Annotated in this window: 16 protein-coding genes; 8 read left to right on the top strand and 8 right to left on the bottom strand. The window is 70.6% G+C overall.

The window, feature by feature from the left end; all coding sequences use genetic code 11:
- Positions 1-20: 20 nt before the first annotated feature.
- Complete coding sequence (gene ftsY, locus DMB42_RS23450) at positions 21-1,196, top strand: signal recognition particle-docking protein FtsY (RefSeq protein WP_125637132.1); 1,176 nt, start codon at positions 21-23, stop codon at positions 1,194-1,196.
- Positions 1,197-1,449: 253 nt separating this feature from the next.
- Positions 1,450-3,126 carry a tetratricopeptide repeat protein gene (locus DMB42_RS23445; protein ID WP_125637131.1) on the top strand — a complete coding sequence of 559 codons (1,677 nt, stop codon included), beginning with the start codon at positions 1,450-1,452 and terminating at the stop codon, positions 3,124-3,126.
- Between the two features lie 10 nt (positions 3,127-3,136).
- On the opposite strand, the gene DMB42_RS23440 is transcribed toward DMB42_RS23445, so the two are convergent.
- The 3 genes from DMB42_RS23440 to DMB42_RS23430 are packed head-to-tail and all read right to left on the bottom strand — an operon-like array spanning position 3,137 to position 5,996.
- Positions 3,137-3,931: an ABC transporter ATP-binding protein gene (locus DMB42_RS23440; RefSeq protein ID WP_125637130.1), complete on the bottom strand. Its 795-nt coding sequence runs from the start codon at positions 3,929-3,931 to the stop codon at positions 3,137-3,139.
- Entirely contained in the window at positions 3,928-4,971 is a 1,044-nt protein-coding gene (locus DMB42_RS23435; protein WP_125637129.1) for an iron chelate uptake ABC transporter family permease subunit, read from the bottom strand. Before DMB42_RS23435 ends, DMB42_RS23440 begins: the two co-directional genes overlap by 4 nt.
- The gene (locus tag DMB42_RS23430) at positions 4,968-5,996 is read right to left on the bottom strand and encodes an iron ABC transporter permease (protein WP_125637128.1); all 1,029 of its coding nucleotides are present in this window, start codon (positions 5,994-5,996) and stop codon (positions 4,968-4,970) included. Before DMB42_RS23430 ends, DMB42_RS23435 begins: the two co-directional genes overlap by 4 nt.
- Positions 5,997-6,095: 99 nt before the next feature.
- Between DMB42_RS23430 and DMB42_RS23425 the strand changes: the two genes are divergently transcribed.
- Positions 6,096-7,067 carry an ABC transporter substrate-binding protein gene (locus DMB42_RS23425; RefSeq protein ID WP_125637127.1) on the top strand — a complete coding sequence of 324 codons (972 nt, stop codon included), beginning with the start codon at positions 6,096-6,098 and terminating at the stop codon, positions 7,065-7,067.
- A gap of 7 nt (positions 7,068-7,074) precedes the next feature.
- On the opposite strand, the gene DMB42_RS23420 is transcribed toward DMB42_RS23425, so the two are convergent.
- Positions 7,075-8,148 (bottom strand): PLP-dependent cysteine synthase family protein, encoded by a 1,074-nt coding sequence (locus DMB42_RS23420; protein ID WP_125637126.1) that lies wholly within the window; start codon positions 8,146-8,148, stop codon positions 7,075-7,077.
- A 249-nt stretch (positions 8,149-8,397) separates the two neighbouring features.
- Between DMB42_RS23420 and DMB42_RS23415 the strand changes: the two genes are divergently transcribed.
- Positions 8,398-8,985: a sigma-70 family RNA polymerase sigma factor gene (locus DMB42_RS23415; RefSeq protein WP_229823670.1), complete on the top strand. Its 588-nt coding sequence runs from the start codon at positions 8,398-8,400 to the stop codon at positions 8,983-8,985.
- Positions 8,986-8,989: 4 nt separating this feature from the next.
- On the opposite strand, the gene DMB42_RS23410 is transcribed toward DMB42_RS23415, so the two are convergent.
- Both DMB42_RS23410 and DMB42_RS23405 read right to left on the bottom strand, forming a co-directional pair.
- Positions 8,990-9,934 carry a sensor histidine kinase gene (locus tag DMB42_RS23410; protein WP_185844827.1) on the bottom strand — a complete coding sequence of 315 codons (945 nt, stop codon included), beginning with the start codon at positions 9,932-9,934 and terminating at the stop codon, positions 8,990-8,992.
- Positions 9,935-9,953: 19 nt separating this feature from the next.
- Positions 9,954-10,796, bottom strand: a complete 843-nt coding sequence (locus DMB42_RS23405) for a DMT family transporter (RefSeq protein WP_125637124.1) — start codon at positions 10,794-10,796, stop codon at positions 9,954-9,956.
- Positions 10,797-10,884: 88 nt separating this feature from the next.
- On the opposite strand from DMB42_RS23405, the gene DMB42_RS23400 reads away from it, so the two are divergent.
- The 4 genes from DMB42_RS23400 to DMB42_RS23385 all read left to right on the top strand — a co-directional run bounded on the left by DMB42_RS23400 (position 10,885) and on the right by DMB42_RS23385 (position 13,360).
- Positions 10,885-11,460 carry a cupin domain-containing protein gene (locus DMB42_RS23400; protein ID WP_125637123.1) on the top strand — a complete coding sequence of 192 codons (576 nt, stop codon included), beginning with the start codon at positions 10,885-10,887 and terminating at the stop codon, positions 11,458-11,460.
- A 117-nt stretch (positions 11,461-11,577) separates the two neighbouring features.
- A complete protein-coding gene (locus tag DMB42_RS23395) occupies positions 11,578-11,883 on the top strand; it encodes a hypothetical protein (protein WP_125637122.1) in 306 nt (101 codons plus the stop codon).
- Between the two features lie 31 nt (positions 11,884-11,914).
- Positions 11,915-12,688, top strand: a complete 774-nt coding sequence (locus tag DMB42_RS23390; RefSeq protein WP_185844826.1) for a polysaccharide deacetylase family protein — start codon at positions 11,915-11,917, stop codon at positions 12,686-12,688.
- A 21-nt stretch (positions 12,689-12,709) separates the two neighbouring features.
- The gene (locus DMB42_RS23385; protein WP_125637121.1) at positions 12,710-13,360 is read left to right on the top strand and encodes a DUF2461 domain-containing protein; all 651 of its coding nucleotides are present in this window, start codon (positions 12,710-12,712) and stop codon (positions 13,358-13,360) included.
- A 3-nt stretch (positions 13,361-13,363) separates the two neighbouring features.
- On the opposite strand, the gene DMB42_RS53390 is transcribed toward DMB42_RS23385, so the two are convergent.
- Positions 13,364-15,802, bottom strand: coding sequence for a hypothetical protein (locus DMB42_RS53390; protein ID WP_185844825.1), 2,439 nt, complete (start codon positions 15,800-15,802; stop codon positions 13,364-13,366).
- A gap of 299 nt (positions 15,803-16,101) precedes the next feature.
- The gene (typA, locus tag DMB42_RS23370; RefSeq protein ID WP_125637119.1) at positions 16,102-17,952 is read right to left on the bottom strand and encodes a translational GTPase TypA; all 1,851 of its coding nucleotides are present in this window, start codon (positions 17,950-17,952) and stop codon (positions 16,102-16,104) included.
- Between the last annotated feature and the right edge of the window lie 82 nt (positions 17,953-18,034).

The raw sequence follows: 18,034 nt of genomic DNA, 5'->3' as shown, positions 1-18,034 counted from the left end.
ATCTGGAAAACTGACATCTTGTGGATGGTTACCTCGGCGTCATAGTGATCGTGGTCGTCGTCGCCCTGCTGGCGGTCGGCGGCCTCTTCCTGCTGTTCAGGCCGGGTCGCAAGGCGGCGCCGCCCGTGCCGCCGCCGCAGGCGCCGCCGCTTCCCGAGGAGGAGAAGCGGCCCGCCGGACCGGTCGAGGAGGCCGACGGGGCGGTCACCACGGTCCCGCCGCCGATCAAGCCGGCCGAGCCGATGGTCATCGCGCCCGAGGTCGAGGTGCCGCCGCCGTCCGCGGGCCGGATGGTGCGGCTGCGTTCGCGTCTGGCGCGTTCGCAGAGCTCGCTCGGCCGCGGCCTGCTGGAGCTGCTGTCCCGCGACCGGCTCGACGACGACGTCTGGGACGAGATCGAGGAGAGCCTGATCACCGCCGACGTGGGCGTCGCCCCGACCCGCGCGATGGTCGAGGAGCTGCGCACCAAGGTCAAGGTGCTGGGCAGCCGTACCCCGGCGGAGGTCCGAGGCGTGCTGCGCGAGCAGCTTCTCGCGCAGGTCAACCCCGACCTCGACCGCAGTCTCCACGTGCAGAAGCACGGCGAGCGGCCGGCCGTGGTGCTCGTCGTGGGCGTCAACGGCACGGGCAAGACCACCACCACGGGCAAGCTCGCCCGTTCGCTCATCGGCGACGGCAAGAAGGTCGTGCTGGGCGCGGCCGACACGTTCCGCGCGGCGGCGGCCGACCAGCTCCAGACCTGGGGCGAGCGGGTCGGCGCCGAGACCGTACGCGGGCCCGAGGGCGGCGACCCGGCCTCGGTGGCCTTCGACGCCACGGCCAAGGGCATCGAGGACAAGGTCGACGTCGTCATCGTCGACACCGCGGGCCGCCTGCACACCAAGACCGGTCTCATGGACGAGCTGGGCAAGGTCAAGCGGGTCATCGAGAAGAAGGCCACGGTCGACGAGGTGCTGCTCGTGCTCGACGCCACCACCGGCCAGAACGGCATGCGCCAGGCGCAGGTGTTCGCCGAGGTGGTCAACATCACCGGCATCGCGCTCACCAAGCTCGACGGCACGGCCAAGGGCGGCATCGTGATCTCGGTGCAGCGCGAGCTGGGTGTGCCGGTCAAGCTCGTGGGGCTCGGCGAGGGGCCCGACGACCTGGCGCCGTTCGACCCCGAGGTGTTCGTGGACGCGATCCTGGGTGACTGACCCTCGGTATCGGTTGTGTCCTAATTCATGCCGATATGGCCGTTACCAGAAAAGTCTTGAGTGGTTAGTTGGCTTTGTGCTGACATGTTCGGGTTACCCGCGATCACCGAGGGGATGCCCATGAAGAAGATCGTCGTACATCGGCCCGGGACTGTCAGGCCGTCCACGCAGGCCTCGCCGCGACACACTCCTTGACCTGTTACTGGGTCGGCGTTTCCACGCGGGAACGCCGACCGCTGGGAGGTGGGCAGTCGTGAGGACGATCGCCCTCGACGCCGACCGCAGGATCGCCGGACCCTACTCGCTGGCCGCCGCCCTGCTCGACCTGCTGGTCCCCGAGGCACTGGACCGCCGGCCCGAGCTGGCGGCCGCGTACGACGTGGAGATCCGGGTCGCGGCGCCCCGCCTGCGAACGGTCGTCCCGGCACGCAGGCGTTCGCTGGCCGACGACCTGCCCAGAGCCCAGCGCATCCTCATCCCCGGGGCCCGCCGCAGTCTCAGGATCGCCAACGGGCTGGCCGAGTTCGTCCGCGAGCTCCTGACCCTCACGGGCCCGCTCACGCTCGTCGTGTCGAACCTGGGCGAGGCCGACCACACCGACGCCGAACTGGTCGAGGTGCTGCGCCGCCGGCTCGACCCCGGACTGCTGCGCGTCCAGGAAGGGCCGTCGGCGCCCGGCGAGGGTCCGTTGTGCGCCGACTTCGACCGCTTCCGTGACGAGGGCTTCCACCACGCCATGGCGGAGTCGGGGCTGGAGGCCCTGCGCGGCATGGCGTACGAGGACGATCCGGACGAATGGCAGACCCTCGTGCAGCGCGTCGCCTCCGCCCTGGAGGCGGTGGAACGCGAGGAGGAGGCCCGCGCCCTCTACGACCGGGCCAGGCGCGTGAGCACCAACCCCAAGCACCGGGCCACGATCGCGTACGCCACCGCCATGATCCTGGTACGCCACCACGACCCGGCCCGCCGCGACCCCGGCGAGGCGATGGCCTGGATCAACGAGGCCGTCACGATCACGTCGTTGTTGCCCGACCCCCGCGAACGGGCCTTCCACCTCGGGTTCGACCTCAACGGCAAGGCCCTGGTCGAGCTGCGCGCGGGCCGGTCGGGCAACGCGCTCCCCCTGGTCGAGCAGGCCATCGCGCTGGCCGAGGAACACCTGGCCGGCGAGCACCCGATCCACCGGCTCGTGCTGCGCGCAAATCGGGCCCAGCTGTTGGCCCAGGCCGGCCGGTACGAGGAGGCGCTGGCCGACTACACCGCGGCGATCGACGCCGATCCCGGCTACCCCGACTACTACCTCGACCGGGGCAACCTGCTCAACCAGCTCGGCAGACCGGCCGAGGCCCTGGCCGACTACGAGACGGTGACGCGGCTCAGCCCGCCCTTCCCCGAGGCGTACTACAACCGTTCGGAGCTGCGGTTCGCGGCGGGCGACCTCGAAGGCGCCCGTGCCGACCTGGACCGTACGCTGGAGCTCGATCCCGGCTTCGCGGCCGCGTACGTGAACAGGTGCGGCATCCTCGCGCTCCACGGCGAGTACGAGCGGGCCAGGGCGGACGTCGCGCGCGGGCTGGCGCTCCGGCCGCGCGACGCGCACCTGCTGTGCGTGCTCGGCCAGGTGGAGACGGCGCAGGGCCGCCACCCGGAGGCGTACGCCGCCTTCGAGGCCGCGCTGGAGATCGACCCCGACCTGCCCGCCGCCTGGGGGAACCGGGCCGTGCTGGCCTTCGAGCGCGGCGACCACGCGGGCGCCCTGTCCGACCTGACGCGCGCGCTGAAGCTGACCGAGACGGTGGAGCTGCTGTTCAACCGGTCGATGGTGTACCGGGAGCTGGGCAGGGCCAAGGAGGCCAGGCAGGACCTGCTCAGGGCCGCCGAGCTGGCCCCGGAGGACCAGGACGTCGAGCGGGCGCTGGCCGAGTGCTGAGGGGTGAGGGTCAGGCTCGTGGTGTTGAGAGCGGGCCGATCGGCACCACCAGGGGGGTCCCGGCCACGGGGTCCTCGATGATCTTGGCGTCCAGCTCGAACACCTCGCGCAGCAGCTCCTCGGTCAGCACCTCGTGCGGGGTGCCGGCCGCGACGACCCGGCCGGCGCGCATGGCCACCAGGCGGTCGGCGTAGCGCGCGGACAGGTTGAGGTCGTGCAGGACCATGACGACCGTGCGCCCGGCCTGCTCGTGCAGATGACGTACGAGCTCCAGCACCTCCACCTGGTGCGCCAGGTCGAGGAACGTGGTGGGCTCGTCGAGCAGCAGCAGGTCGGTGCCCTGGGCCAGGGCCATGGAGATCCAGGCGCGCTGCCGCTGGCCACCCGACAGCTCGTCGAGCGGTCGTTCGGCGAGGTCGGCCAGGCCGGTCATGGACAGCGCCGCGGCGACCGCCGACTCGTCGTCGGAGGACCACTGCCGGTACCACGTCTGGTGCGGATGCCGGCCCCTGGCCACCAGGTCGGCGACCGTCAGTCCCTCGGGGGCCGAGGGCGCCTGGGGCAGCACGCCGAGGATCTTGGCCACCTCGCGGGTGGGGATGGAGTCGATGCGCTTGCCGTCCAGCAGCACCTGGCCGCCCTGGGGTTTGAGCAGGCGGCCGAGCGCGCGCAGGAGGGTGGACTTGCCGCAGCCGTTCGGGCCGATGATCGTGGTCACCGTGCCCGCCTCGATGCCCAGGTCGAGGCCGTCCACGATGGTCCGGTCGCCGTAGCCGAGCTTGACGCCCGCGGCCTGCAGCCTCATTTGCGTGCCCTCCAGATCAGGTGGATCAGGTACGGTGCGCCCAGCACGGCCGTGACGATGCCGACGGGCAGTTCGATCGGCGAGAAGACGGTCCGGGCGATCAGGTCGGCGCCCGCGGTGAGCACGGCCCCGGTGACCGCCGAGCACAGCAGCGGCGGCCGGGCCGAGCGGGCCAGCCTGAGCGCGATCTGCGGCGAGGCCAGCGCCACGAACGCGATCGGCCCGGCCGAGGCGGTGGCCACCGCGGCCAGCAGCACGGCGGCCAGGATCAGCAGCCCGCGGGCCGCGTTCATCCGTACGCCGAGCGCGGTGACGACGTCGTCGCCGAACCGCAGCGCGTCGAGCGAACGGGTGCCGAGCAGGGTGGCCGGGACGAGCACGGCCAGCGCCAGCGCCACCGGGACGACGTGCTCCCAGCCGCGGCCGTTGAGCGAGCCGCTGATCCAGACCATGGCCCGGCTGGTGTCGTTCACGTCGCCGACGGTCAGCAACCAGAACTTCACGTTGGTGAACACGGCGGCCACGCCGATGCCGACCAGGACCAGGCGGTAGCCGTCCAGGCCGCGCCGCCAGGCCAGGCCGTAGACGACGGCCGCGCCGAGCAGGCCGCCGAGCAGGGCCAGCGCGGGGACGCCGAGGGTGGCCAGCAGGCCGCTGGTGCCGCCGTAGACGCTGCCGCTGGCCACCACGCCGGCCACGACGGTGACCGAGGCGCCGGTCGTGACGCCGAGGATCTCGGGGCTGGCCAGCGGATTGCGGGCGATGGACTGGATGAGCGCGCCGGACAGCGCCAGCGCCGCGCCGACCAGGGCGCCGGTCAGCGCGCGCGGCAGGCGGAGTTCCATGATGACGAAGTGGGCCGCGCTGTTGACGTCGAAGGTGCCCTGGAGCACTTCCGGCAGGCTCATCGGGAGGTCGCCGATGCGCATGTTGAGCGCCATGAGCAGGAACAGGAGCACCAGGCCGGTCACGCTGACGGTGACGGCACGCAGGCGCAGCCGCCAGGACAGGGCGCCGAGGCGCAGGGAGAGCGCGGTCATAGCCGTACCGGCTTCCTGCGGCGGACCAGGGCGACGAAGAAGGGGGCGCCGAGCAGCGCGACGATCACGCCCACCTCCAGCTCGCCCGGAGGGGCGACCACGCGGCCGATCACGTCGGCGACCAGCAGCAACGCCGCCCCGACGAGCCCCGAGTACGGCAGCAGCCACCGGTGGTCGGTGCCCGACAGCGGGCGGGCCAGGTGCGGCACGATCAGGCCCACGAACGCCAGCGAGCCGCACGCGGCCACCGCGGCGCCCGACAGCAGGGTGACGGAGGCGACGCCGACCGTCCTGGTCAGGGCGATGTTCTGGCCGAGGGAACGGGCGACGTCCTCGCCGAGCGACAGGGCGTTCAGGCCCGGGGCGTTGACCATGGCCAGCAGCAGGCCCACGAGGATGAACGGGAGCACCTGCCAGACGACGTCCGGGCCCCTGGCGGCGATGGAACCGGCCTGCCAGAAGCGGAACACGTCCATGGCCTGCTCGTCGAGGAGCACGATGGCCGAGGTCATGGCGTACAGCAGGGCGCTGACCGCGGTGCCGGCCAGGGCCAGCGTGACCGGGGTGGGCCCGCCTCTGCCGCCCGTCATGCCGAGCGCGAACACCGCCACGCTGGCCACCAGCGCGCCCGCCAGGCCGAACCAGATGTAGGCGAGCAGGCTGGAGGCGCCGAGCAGGATGATCGAGGCCACCATGGCGAACGCCGCGCCCTGCGTGACGCCCAGCAGGCCGGGGTCGGCGAGCGGGTTGCGCGTGTGGCCCTGCATGAGCGCGCCCGCGACGCCGAGCGCGATCCCGGCCAGCACGCCGAGCACGGTACGCGGGACGCGCAGCGAACGGATGATGATGTCGTTCTCGCTGCCCATGGGCGCGGTGAGTGCCTGCCAGGCGTCGCCGGGCGGTACGGGCTTCGAGCCGATCGTGATGCTCAGCACCGCCGCGGCCGCGACGGCGGCGAGCAGGACGAGCAGGAGGCCGAGCCGCCGGCGCCGGATGCCGTGAAGGCGGGGCGCGAGCGCGGTCACGTGTTTTTCCTCCCCTTGTTTGCTCGATCGTGGTGAAGTATGCCAGGTTAGGCAGGGCTAACCTAATTTAGGTTCGCCTTACTTCGAGAAAGGGTTCCGATGAGAGCGTGGCGGGTGCTGGCCGGTGTACTGCTGGTGGCGGGGGTGGCCGCGTGCGGCTCGACGGAGCCCTCGGCCACACCCTCGTCCGCGGCGGCCTCCAGGACGATCGAGCACGCCATGGGCTCGACCGCGATCTCCGGGCTGCCCAAGCGCGTCGTGGCCCTCGACCAGAGCTTCGTGGACGCCGTGCTCACGCTGGAGACCCCCGTGATCGGCTACACCACGTACCGGTCGATCGACACCAAGCTGCCCGACTACCTCGGCCCGGTCGCCGCCCAGTACGGCAAGGAGGCGACCCCCGTCGGGACGCTGGAGCAGCCGAGCCTGGAGAAGATCGCCGCACTCAAGCCCGACCTGATCGTGTCGGCCAAGGTCCGGCACGAGGCCCTGTACGACAAGCTGTCGAAGATCGCTCCCACGGTCTTCAGCGAGACCACCGGCGCCATCTGGAAGGACAACCTGCGGCTCATGGGCCGGGCCCTGGGCAAGGAGGCGCTGGCCGAGTCCAGGATCAAGGCGTTCGAGGAGCGCGCGGGCAAGATCGGGGCCGCGATCAAGGCCAAGGAGGGCGGGACGCTGCCGACGATCTCGATCGTGCGCTTCGCCGGTGAGCCCACGGTCCGGCTCTACGTCGAGAAGTCCTACTCCGGCGTGGTGCTGAAGGACGTCGGTTTCCCGCGCCCGCAGGGCCAGCCGACCAAGGACGACGCCATCGCCGTGGACGTCAGCCAGGAGCGTATCGCCGACCTGGACGCCGACCGCATCTTCGTCGCCACCTACCCCGACCCGGCCAGCGACGGCCCCAAGGAGAAGTTCGTCGGCAACCCCCTGTGGGGCCGGCTCAAGGGCGACAAGCACGAGGTCAGCGACCTGACCTGGATGAGCGCCGTGGGCATCCAGGGCGCCCACGCCATGCTGGACGACCTGGCCGGGATCTTCTCGGTCGACCCGGCCAAGCCCACCGCCTGACCCGCGCTCAGCGCGGCAGGAAGGCGCGCAGGCCGGCCAGGTGGGGTTCGAGGTCCAGCCCCTGGCCGGCCAGCCATTCCGGGTTGTCGTAGGTGCCCTTGTAGCGGTCGCCGCGGTCGCAGACCAGGGTGACGATGCTGCCCTGGTCGCCCGCCTCGCGCATCTCCCTGATGAGATCGACGCACGCCGCCATGTTCGTCCCCGTGGAGCCGCCCACGTCGAGGCCGGTGACCTCGCGGGTCCAGTGCATGGCGGCGATCGAACGGGCGTCGGGCACGGCGATCATGCGGTCGATCACGCTCGGCAGGAACGAGGGCTCCACCCGGGGACGCCCGATACCCTCGATCCGCGACCCGGACGCCGTGGCCGACGGGTCGCCGGAGACCCAGCCCGGATAGAACGCCGAGCCCTCCGGATCGACGACGGCCAGGCGGGTGGGGTGGCGGCGGTAGCGGATGTAGCGGCCGATCGTGGAGGACGTGCCGCCGGTGCCGGCGCCCACGACGATCCAGGCGGGCTCGGGATGCGGCTCCATGGACATCTGGGAGTAGATCGACTCGGCGATGTTGTTGTTGCCGCGCCAGTCGGTCGCGCGTTCGGCGTAGGTGAACTGGTCCATGAAGTGGCCCCCGGTCTCGGCGGCCAGACGGTGAGATTCCTCATAGATCGCGCCAGGGTCGGCGACGAGATGACATTTTCCGCCGTAGAACTCGATGAGGTGACACTTCTCCGGCGACGTGGACGCGGGCATGACGGCGATGAACGGCAGCCCGAGCAGCCGGGCGAAGTACGCCTCGCTGACCGCGGTCGAGCCGCTGGACGCCTCCACGATCGTGGTGGCCGGGCCGATCCAGCCGTTGGCGAGGCCGTAGAGGAAGAGGGACCGGGCGAGCCGGTGTTTGAGTGAACCGGTTGGGTGCACCGATTCGTCTTTCAGGTAGAGGTTTACCCCCCAATGCGAGGGAAGCGGAAAGACGTGCAGGTGCGTATCACAACTCCGGTTGGCGTCGGCCTCCACCTTGCGGATGGCCTCCGCCACCCAACGGCGTGTCCCAGTGTCGTGACGGTCCACAAACTCCATGTCCATACGCTATCCCCTGTGACTCTGACCACTATTCCTACGATATTGGGTGGCTAGTGTTATGATAATGAGACTTGTCCGGCCGTGGACGTGACCACGCACGCCGCGAGCCAGATGGACTGAAACCCCTTCTGACCTAGGCGAACTCTCCTAACGCCCCCCTTACTCGGGAGTTGCGAGGATGAGGAATGCTGTCAGGCGGCTTGTGCCGAACGGGGGATAGCGCAAGGGGGAATGAAATTGATCACTATGACCGATGAGCAGCGTCAGGACTGGTTCGAGCGCGATGTCGTGCCCGTGACGTCGCAGCTGTTCGCTTCCGCCATGCGCCTGACCCGTAACGCCGCCGACGCCGAGGACCTGGTGCAGGAGACCGTCGCCAAGGCGTACACGTCCTATCACCAGTTCCGTGAGGGCACCAACCTCAAGGCGTGGCTCCACCGGATCCTCACCAACAACTTCATCAACGACTACCGCAAGAAGCAGCGCTCGCCGAAGTTGTCGGCCGCCGAGGACATCGAGGACTGGCAGCTCCACGCCGCCGAGTCCCACAGCTCCACGGGCCTGCGTTCGGCCGAGACCGAGGCGCTCGACCGGCTGCCCGACAGCGTCGTGATGAACGCCCTGCGTTCCCTGCCCGAGGACTTCCGCGTGGCCGTCTACCTGGCCGACGTCGAGGGCTTCGCGTACAAGGAGATCGCCGAGCGTATGGGGACGCCCATCGGCACCGTGATGTCCCGCCTCCACCGCGGCCGCCGCCAGCTCCGCGGCATGCTGGAGGACTACGCACGCGAGGAGGGCGCCGTACGCCTTCCTGCCCCGCGCGCCGCGGCCTGACGGCCTAGAAGGACGTCGCCGAGTCGAGGGACAGGTGGAGGCGGACGCGGGACACGCCGCCTTCGTGGCGTAGCCGTACCCGGTCGCAGAGCTGCCTGCTGATCCAGAGCCCGTATCCCCGTGGGGACTCGGGCTCCGGTGGTATGTAGCCCGGCAGGGGGTCGTCGAGGGCGCCGCCGGGATCGGCGATCTCGCAGACCAGCTCGCGGTCCTCCACCCACATCGTGATCGTGCCGAAGCCCGCGCCGTGCTCTATGGAGTTCGCGGCGACCTCGGAGACGCCCAGCACCAGCGAGCTGATGAGGTTGCGGTCCATGCCGGCCGTCCTGGCGTAGTCGCCGACGGTCTGGCGCAGGCGTTTGAGCTCGCGGGCGGTGAAGCGCACGGTGTGGGCCCCCGGGCCCGGCTCGGGGAACGGCGCGTGGTCGCCGTCGAGCACCAGGTCGTGGGGTTCGACGAAGAGGCTGCTCGCGGTCTCGCCCCCGGCCCCCAGCAGCAGGGGGTGGACCACGGGGGTCAGCTCGCGTACGGGCTCGGGGACGTGGCGCTGGTCGTACAGGCACATCATGACGAGGGGGGCCGCGGCGAGGGCGGCGTTGATGACCGAGTCGTAGCGGATGAGGTCCTGGACGCGCGGCTCGCTCAGGCCGGTCCAGACGGGTTCGCCGACGACGAGCGTGGGCCGGCCGCGGGTGTACTCGTGGTAGGCGGCCAGCATCCGGTGGGGGTGGCCGTACCAGGCGCTGGAGGGGCGGCTGTCGATGCGGCGCGCGTCGCCGCCGAGGGCCTCGGCCAGCAGCGCCAGCCGGCTGGGACGGTTGATCACCAGCACCCGCTGGTCTTCGTCCAGCGCGGCGCGCACGCGCGGCACGACGAGGTCGAGGAAGGCCCGATCCGAGTCGTACGGTACCGCGACGTGCTTCAGCGACTGTGCCCGCTCACGGCGCACGGCCGAAACGTAGCAAGGGCTAGCCGGGCTGTGCAACGGCTATCAAAGTGACCGCTCCGAGCGCGCAGGCCACCCCGGCCACCTGGACGGCCCGCAGGCGTTCGCCGAGCACCTGCCGGGCCAGCAGCAGGGTGCTGGCGGGGTAGAGCGAGACCAGTACGGCGACCAGGCTCAGCAGGCCCTGCCGCTGGGCCAGGAGGAAGAGCACGTTCGCCGCCATGTCGAGCGCGCCGGCCGCCACGATGATGTGCAGCGACCCCGGGCCGGGCCGCAGCGAGCGGCGCGTGAGCAGGGCGAGCAGGGCCACGACGGTCACCGACGACAGCCGGGCGCCGACCAGCGGCCACAGGCCCGCCTCGGACGGCGCCAACGCCAGCAGGATGAAGAACCCGCCGAAACCGGCTCCCGCGGCCAGGGAGACCAGTACCGACCCGAACGAGCCGCCCGCGCCGCCCGAGTTGTCCTGGCTGATCAGCAGGATCGAGCCGAGCGCCAGCACGACCCCGGCCAGGGCCCAGAAGTGCGGGCGCTCGCCGGTGGCCAGGCCGTACAGGACGGGCAGCGCCGCGGAGGTGGCCGCGGTCGTGGGCGCGACCACGGACATCACGCCCGTGGCCAGCGCGCGGTAGAACAGCGCCAGCCCCGCCGCGCCCGACAGGCCGGCCAGCAGCCCCCAGAACAGGGCCGGGCCGCCGAGCACGCCCGGCAGGACGGGCAGCAGCACGAGGATCAGCGCCAGGCCGGCGATCTGGGAGAGGGCGACGACCGAGAGCACCTGCGAACGCTTGGTGGCCAGGCCGCCGAAGAAGTCGGCCGTGCCGTAGACCACCGCGCAGGCGGTCGCGAGGATCACCGCGGTCACGTCGCCTCCCTTGGTTCAACAGAATGCACTGTTAGTACAACATATAGGGTGCAACAGAATGCACAACCCATTCACTACACTGCACCGCATGGAAGATCCGGAGACCATCACGCGGGCCATCGCGAACAACGTGCGCGCCCAGCGCTCCCACCGCGGCCTCACGCTCGACGCGCTGGCCGCCAGGTCGGGGGTGAGCAGGGGCATGCTCGTCCAGGTCGAGCAGGGGCGGACGAACCCCAGCGTGTCCACCCTCACCCGGATCGCCTCCGCGCTCGGCGTCACGGTGGCCCGGCTGGTCGAGGTCTCCGACGTGCCCATGGTCCGCGTCGTGGACAAGAGCGACGTGGTCACCTTCGACCAGGGCGGCGTGCAGGCCAAGCTGCTGGTCGGCGCGGACTCGCCGATGATCCTGGAGTTGTGGGACTGGCGGCTCGGCCCTGGTCAGCACCACGACGGCGACGCCCATCCGCCGGGCACCCGCGAGATGCTGACCGTGCTGGAGGGCGAGCTGACGCTCACCGTCCACGGCAGGAGCCACGTGATCGGCGCGGAGTCGGCCGTGCTGTTCACGGCCGACCGCCCGCATCGTTACGCCAACGCGGGCGAGCGGGAGCTCCGGCTGGTGATGGTGGTCGCCGAGCCACGCGAGGCGCCGGACCAATAACGTCGAACGGCCTGCGGATGACCCCCCGGAGTTTCATGATTACTCCATGTCTTGGACGGCTGATGCCCGTTGCTGGGTACATCGTTTGTGTACGGAAACGTCGGCAGGGGGTGGCGTGTGACCGAAGCCCGCGCGGCGGCGGAGAAACTCCAGGCGGAGCTGCACGGGCTGGGTGTCACCAGCGCGTACGAGGTGGGCGACGGAGCGACCATCTCGGTCTGGATCGGTCTCGTCGTGCACTACCGGGATGGTTTTTACCGTTGGCAGGAAGGTCCGGTTAAACGTCGTCATCTGGGTACGGATCCGGTTGGATGTGCCATGCGCGTGGCGCGCCGCTACAAGGAGCTGCACGCGGACATCCCACCCTGGTGGGACGACCTGGCCAGGGAACTACGGGGGAGACCGGTCCAGGACTATCCGTAAGGCCCCCGCGTGCGGTGTTTCGGGGGAAAACATGCGCATTTGGGCTTTGCCGATCGTTCTGTTCGTTCTGGCGGGCTGCGCCGCGCAACCGGTGCCACGCCGGCAGGCCGCCGTGGTCCGGCCCCGGGTCAGCGCCGAGACCCTGGCCAAACGGCTGGTGGCGCAGCAGGCCGACTGGCCGCGCCGCCGCAGGTACGACTGCGGCAGGATCAAGTGTGTGGCCCTGACCTTCGACGACGGTCCGGGCCCCTACACCGGCAAGCTGCTCGACCTGCTGCACAAACGCGAGGTCAGGGCCACGTTCTTCGTGCTGGGGCAGATGGTGGCCGCCGACCCGGGCGGGCGCTTCACCCGCCGGATCGTGGACGAGGGCCATGAGATCGGCAACCACTCCTGGTCCCACCCGGCGCTGACCGGCCTGTCGCCCGAGGGGGTGCGGCACGAACTGGGCCAGACCGAAGAGCTGGTCCGCCGGCTGACCGGGGTCCGGATGCGGATGATGCGCCCGCCGTACGGCAGCACCGACGACCGTGTCGCCGCCGAGACCCGCCGCGAGGGCCTGGCCCAGATCCTGTGGGACGTCGACACCCTCGACTGGCTGCACCGCAGGCCCGAGGCCGTGGTCAGGGCCGCCGCCACCGCCAAGGCCGGGTCGATCGTGCTCATGCACGACATCCACCCCACGACGGTCGAGGCCGTGCCGAAGGTGCTCGACACGCTCTCCAGGAAGGGCTTCACGTTCGTGACCGTCTCGGAGTTGTACGGCCGCACCCCCGCGCCGGGCCGCACGTACACCGCACGATGAGCGGCATGGCACTCTTGGGCCATGGGTTTCACCGGCTTCCCCGACGAGGCGTTCATCTTCTACGAGGGCCTTGAGGCGGACAATTCCAAGACCTACTTCACCCGCAACAAGCACCTGTACGAGGACGCCGTCCGCGCGCCCATGACGGAGCTCACCGACGAGCTGGCGGCCGAGTTCGGCCCGGCCCAGCTCTTCCGGCCCTACCGCGACGTGCGCTTCTCCAAGGACAAGACGCCGTACAAGACGCACCAGGGCGCCTTCGTCGACCTGATGCCCGGCATCGGCTTCTACGTCGAGATCAGCGCGGCCGGCCTGTACGCCGCCGGCGGCCGCTACACCCAGGCCCCCGACCAGGTCGCCCGCTACCGCGCGGCGGTGGACGAGGACCTGACCGGCAAGCCGCTGGAGTCGATCGTCGCCAAGCTCGCCGACGCCGGTTACACGATCGGCGGCGAGTGCCTGAAGACCAAGCCGCGCGGTTTCGGCGAGGACCATCCGCGCATCGAGCTGCTGCGCCACAAGTCGCTGTTCGCCGGCGTGCGTCACGAGCCGGAGCCGTGGGTGCACACGGCCGAGGTGCGCGAGCGCGTCGAGCGGGTCTGGCGCGACTGCGCGGCGCTGGTCGAATGGCAGTGCGCGCACGTCAGGGGCAGCGAGCTGCCGCGCCGGTGAGGCTCATCGCTGGCCCGTCGTGACCTGGTCCCCCTTCAGGATGCGGTCGACCGTCTGCCCGGCCACCGAGCTGGCCGCCGTCGTGCCCGCGGCGAGCACGAGGGCCAGCGCCGGCGCGGCCAGGCTGCGTACGCTGCGCAGGTTGCGCACCCGGGCCCACGGCTCGTCGGCCAGGTGCATGATCCGCCACTCCCAGAACAGCCCGAGCCCGACGCAGACCATCATCACCTGCCCCACCACGATCGCCACGACCTGCGCCTTGTCGAAGGCCCCGATGTCCGGTTCGACCAGCGTCGACAGATACCCGGCCAGGCTGGTCAGCAGGGCCGCGGCGGCCAGGTGCAGCGCCTTGGTCATCGGCTGGGTGCCGCGTACCCGCGGGTAGAAGTAGCCGAACAGGAAGCCGAACGCGGGCAGGGTGAGCAGGTAGCGGCCGTCGAAGAGGAAACCGGTCAGGTCCGTGCCCTCCGGCCAGCCGAAGACCAGCGCGAAGGGCAGGCTCAGCAGCAGGCTGACGGTGAAGGCCGACAGGCCGTTGTGCCACGGAGTGCAGCCCGCCGCCGTGGCGAAGGCGGTCTCGGGGTGCCGTCCGTGCTCGCGCAGCGCCGACTCCAGAGCCCGTCGCCGCTGGTCGAACTCCTCCATCGACATGTCCGCGCCCAGCCTGGTCCGTCCCGTGCGGTACAACTCCTGCTCGGCGAGGAGCAGCAGGCGTTTGTGCAGGGCGGCCCTGATGAACTGCCGGTGCTCCTCCTGCGTGTCCGGCTCGACGACGACCGTACGCGGCCCGGTGAGCAGCCAGCGGGCGGTCACCCAGGCCACGATCGAGGTGATCGCCAGCAACGGCAGCGGCACGTCGATGTCGGCCAGCGTCGTGCTGCCGCCGGGCGTGATGTAGAGCACCATCAGCACCACGATCATCGTCGACTCGGCCGCCGGGTTGCGCACGGCCGACACCTGGCAACCCAGCCGCCAGAGCCGCAGCACCAGCATCACGAACCCGAGCAGCAGCAGCCCGAGCACCCCGCGGACCAGCGGGTCGAGCGGCAGGGTCCCGATCGTCGGGACGACCGCGCGGGGCACGGCCAGGCTCCACGACCCGGCGTCCAGCCACTCCGTCGGCCAGCCCTGCACGAGCAGGCTCACCACCACCGCGCCCACGACCGCGCCGCGGCTCCACCGCCTGGTCGCCACGGCCACCGCAGCGACCGGGATCATCGCCCAGCTCAGCGCCAGCACCAGGCGTACGCTGTCGGGCGGGTAGACGCCGCTCAGCAGCGCCCGCGACCACAGGGCCAGGGCCAGCAGCCCGATCGCGGCCTCGGCCCACAACGCGGCCAGCCGGACGACCACCGGCCTGACCCCGAGGTCGAGGCTGAAGCCGATCGCCGCGCCCGCCGCCGACAGGGCCGCGAGCGCGGCCCCGGTCAGCAGCGTGCGTCCGGGGAGCTGGCCGTGCAGCCACGACCAGCTCAGCATGCCGATCCCGACCAGTACGCCGAGCCCGGTCACCGTGAGCAGGTCGCGGACGGTCCACGGTGGGCTGGTGGGCAACACCCGTCCGGCGTGCCGTACCGCCATCACCGGCACCGCGACGAACAGGATCACGTACGCGACCGGCGACCACTCCTCGGCGACCAGCGGGATCAGCAGGGCCGGCGCGGCGATGGCCAGGGCGATGACCAGCTCCCGGTTGGGCACCCGCTGCCACCACCGCAGGCCGAGTGAGCGCACCAGGAACACCGCCAGCGCGCACGCCGTGAGCACGCCGAGCGCGGTGGCCCACGAGAAGTCGTCCTCCTCGGCCACGTCCGGGAACCCGTAGGAGTCGGGCGCCAGCGTCATGCTCACCGGGTAGGCGCCGACGGAGAACCGCATCAGCTCGCTCTCCTGCCGCTCCGGCTGGATGCCCTCGACGCGCAGCACGGCCCACTCGCCGGGCAGCACGGTGACCGTACGGACCACGACGATCAGCGGGAACGCGGTCGGCGCGGTGAAGTCGAACCGCAGCAGCTCCTCGATCTTGACCTGGCGCAGCAGCGTCACCGTGAACTCGGCCGTGACCTGCTTCGGCGAGGAGACGACGACCGGCGCGAGCCGGGTGGTGGGCGCCAGGCTCTGGCCGTCCACCTTCAGCGCGCCGAACGCGGAGTCGGTCGCCTGCTGGAGCGTGCCGGGGAAGCCGCCGCCCCGGCGCAGCGCCTCGGCCAGCGGATCGTCGGGACGCATGCCCAGCCGATGTCTGACGGTGATCCTGACCTGGCGCTGCCGGGGATCGATGCGCCCCTTGGGCACGGCGCCGAGATCGGCGGTGCGCGCCCGGGTGAGCGAGACCTCGGTGGTGGCCGTGCGGGCCCAGCCGACGGCGGGATCGGCGCGGGCGGCGGCGGCCGCCCACGGGTTGGTCACGACGGTGCTCTTGGGTCCCTCGGACCCGGTCACGGGTCTGGCTGCGATGGTGCACCAAACAATCGCCCCGAACGACACCAGAGCCAGCCCGAATGAGATTGCCATCCGGAGCTTACCCACAATGGGGATGATTCTCTTGACAGCCGAAATGTTCTATGGCGTAGGGTCACGGTGTCATTACAGCTGCTCCCATAACAGCCCTTCTTTACAGCGCGGCACGGGAGAAACGTTCCATCGCACGTGCGCAGGGCTGCCGTTGACAGACTCTCCTGACACGAAAACCGCGTGCCACCGGAAAAGTGACACGCGGTTCCGAACGAGCGGAGAACGAATCAGGCGCGCTTGGCGCGGGCCGCGGCGCGGCCCCGGGTGGCGGCGTCGAGCACGACCTTGCGGATGCGGACCGCGTCGGGCGTGATCTCCACGCACTCGTCCTCGCGGATGAACTCCAGCGCCTGCTCCAGCGACAGCGTGCGCGGCGGGATGACCTTCTCGGTCTCCTCGCTCGTGGACGAGCGCATGTTGGTGAGCTTCTTCTCCTTGGTGATGTTCACGTCCATGTCATCGGAACGCGAGTTCTCACCGATGATCATGCCCTCGTAGACCTCGGTGGTCGGCGAGACGAACAGCGTGCCTCGCTCCTGGAGGTTGAGCATGGCGAACGCGGTCACCGGGCCCGACCGGTCGGCCACCAGCGAGCCGTTGTTGCGGGTGCGCAGCTCGCCGAACCACGGCTCGTAGGAGTCGAACACGTGGTGGACCAGGCCGGTGCCGCGGGTCTCGGTCAGGAACTCGGTGCGGAAGCCGATCAGGCCGCGGGCCGGGACCACGAACTCCATGCGGATCCAGCCGGTGCCGTGGTTGGTCATGTGCTCCATGCGGCCCTTGCGCACCGCCAGGAGCTGGGTGACCGCGCCGAGGTAGTCCTCGGGGCAGTCGACCGTCAGGCGCTCGACCGGCTCGTGCACCTTGCCGTCGATGGTCTTGGTGACCACCTGCGGCTTGCCCACGGTCAGCTCGTAGCCCTCACGGCGCATCTGCTCGACGAGGATGGCCAGCGCCAGCTCACCGCGCCCCTGCACCTCCCAGGCGTCGGGACGGTCGGTGGGCAGCACGCGCAGTGACACGTTGCCGACCAGCTCCTTGTCGAGCCGGTCCTTGACCATGCGGGCCGTGACCTTCGAGCCCTTCACCTTGCCGACCAGCGGCGAGGTGTTGGTGCCGATCGTCATCGAGATCGCGGGCTCGTCGACGGTGATCAGCGGCAGCGGGCGCGGGTCCTCGGGGTCGGCCAGCGTCTCGCCGATCATGATCTCGGGGATGCCCGCGATCGCGATGATGTCGCCGGGGCCGGCCTGCTCGGCGGGCTTGCGCTCCAGCGCCTCCGTCATCAGCAGCTCGGTGATCTTCACCTTCTGGATCGTGCCGTCGGTGCGGCACCAGGCCACCTGCTGACCCTTGTGCATGACGCCCTGGTGGATCCGGCACAGCGCGATGCGGCCCAGGTAGGAGGAGGCGTCGAGGTTGGTGACGTGCGCCTGGAGCGGCGCGTTGGGGTCGTACGTGGGGGCCGGGATCGTCGACTTGATGATGTCGAACAGCGGCTCGAGGTCCTCCGAGTCGGGCATGCCGCCGTCCTCGGGACGGTTCATGGAGGCGCGACCGGCCTTGGCCGAGGCGTAGACGATCGGGAAGTCGATCTGCTCCTCGGTGGCGTCGAGGTCCATGAACAGCTCGTAGACCTCGTCGACGACCTCCTTGATGCGGGCGTCGGGGCGGTCGACCTTGTTGATGCACAGGATGACCGGCATCTTGGCGGCGAAGGCCTTGCGCAGCACGAACCGGGTCTGCGGCAGCGGACCCTCGGAGGCGTCGACCAGCAGCACCACACCGTCGACCATGGAAAGGCCGCGCTCGACCTCGCCGCCGAAGTCGGCGTGGCCGGGGGTGTCGATGATGTTCAGGGTCATGCCGCCGTGCTGGACGGCGGTGTTCTTGGCGAGAATGGTGATGCCCTTCTCGCGCTCCAGGTCGTTGGAGTCCATGACCCGGTCGTCGACGTCCTGGTTCGCGCGGAAGGCCCCGGACTGCCAGAGCATGGCGTCGACCAATGTGGTCTTGCCATGGTCGACGTGCGCGATGATCGCGATGTTCCGCAGGTCGTCGCGGCTGTTCAAAGGCATGATGACTTCTCGCTCTGTGTCGTGGGGGCGGCCGCGCGAAGTCGCGACCCACCAAGTCTAGTTGATCCCCTCTCGTGGCAAG

This window comes from Nonomuraea sp. WAC 01424 (genome assembly GCF_003947315.1).
GTDB lineage: Bacteria > Actinomycetota > Actinomycetes > Streptosporangiales > Streptosporangiaceae > Nonomuraea > Nonomuraea spiralis.
Note: the sequence above shows the minus strand (reverse complement) of the source record. Positions and strands in the feature narration are given on the sequence as shown.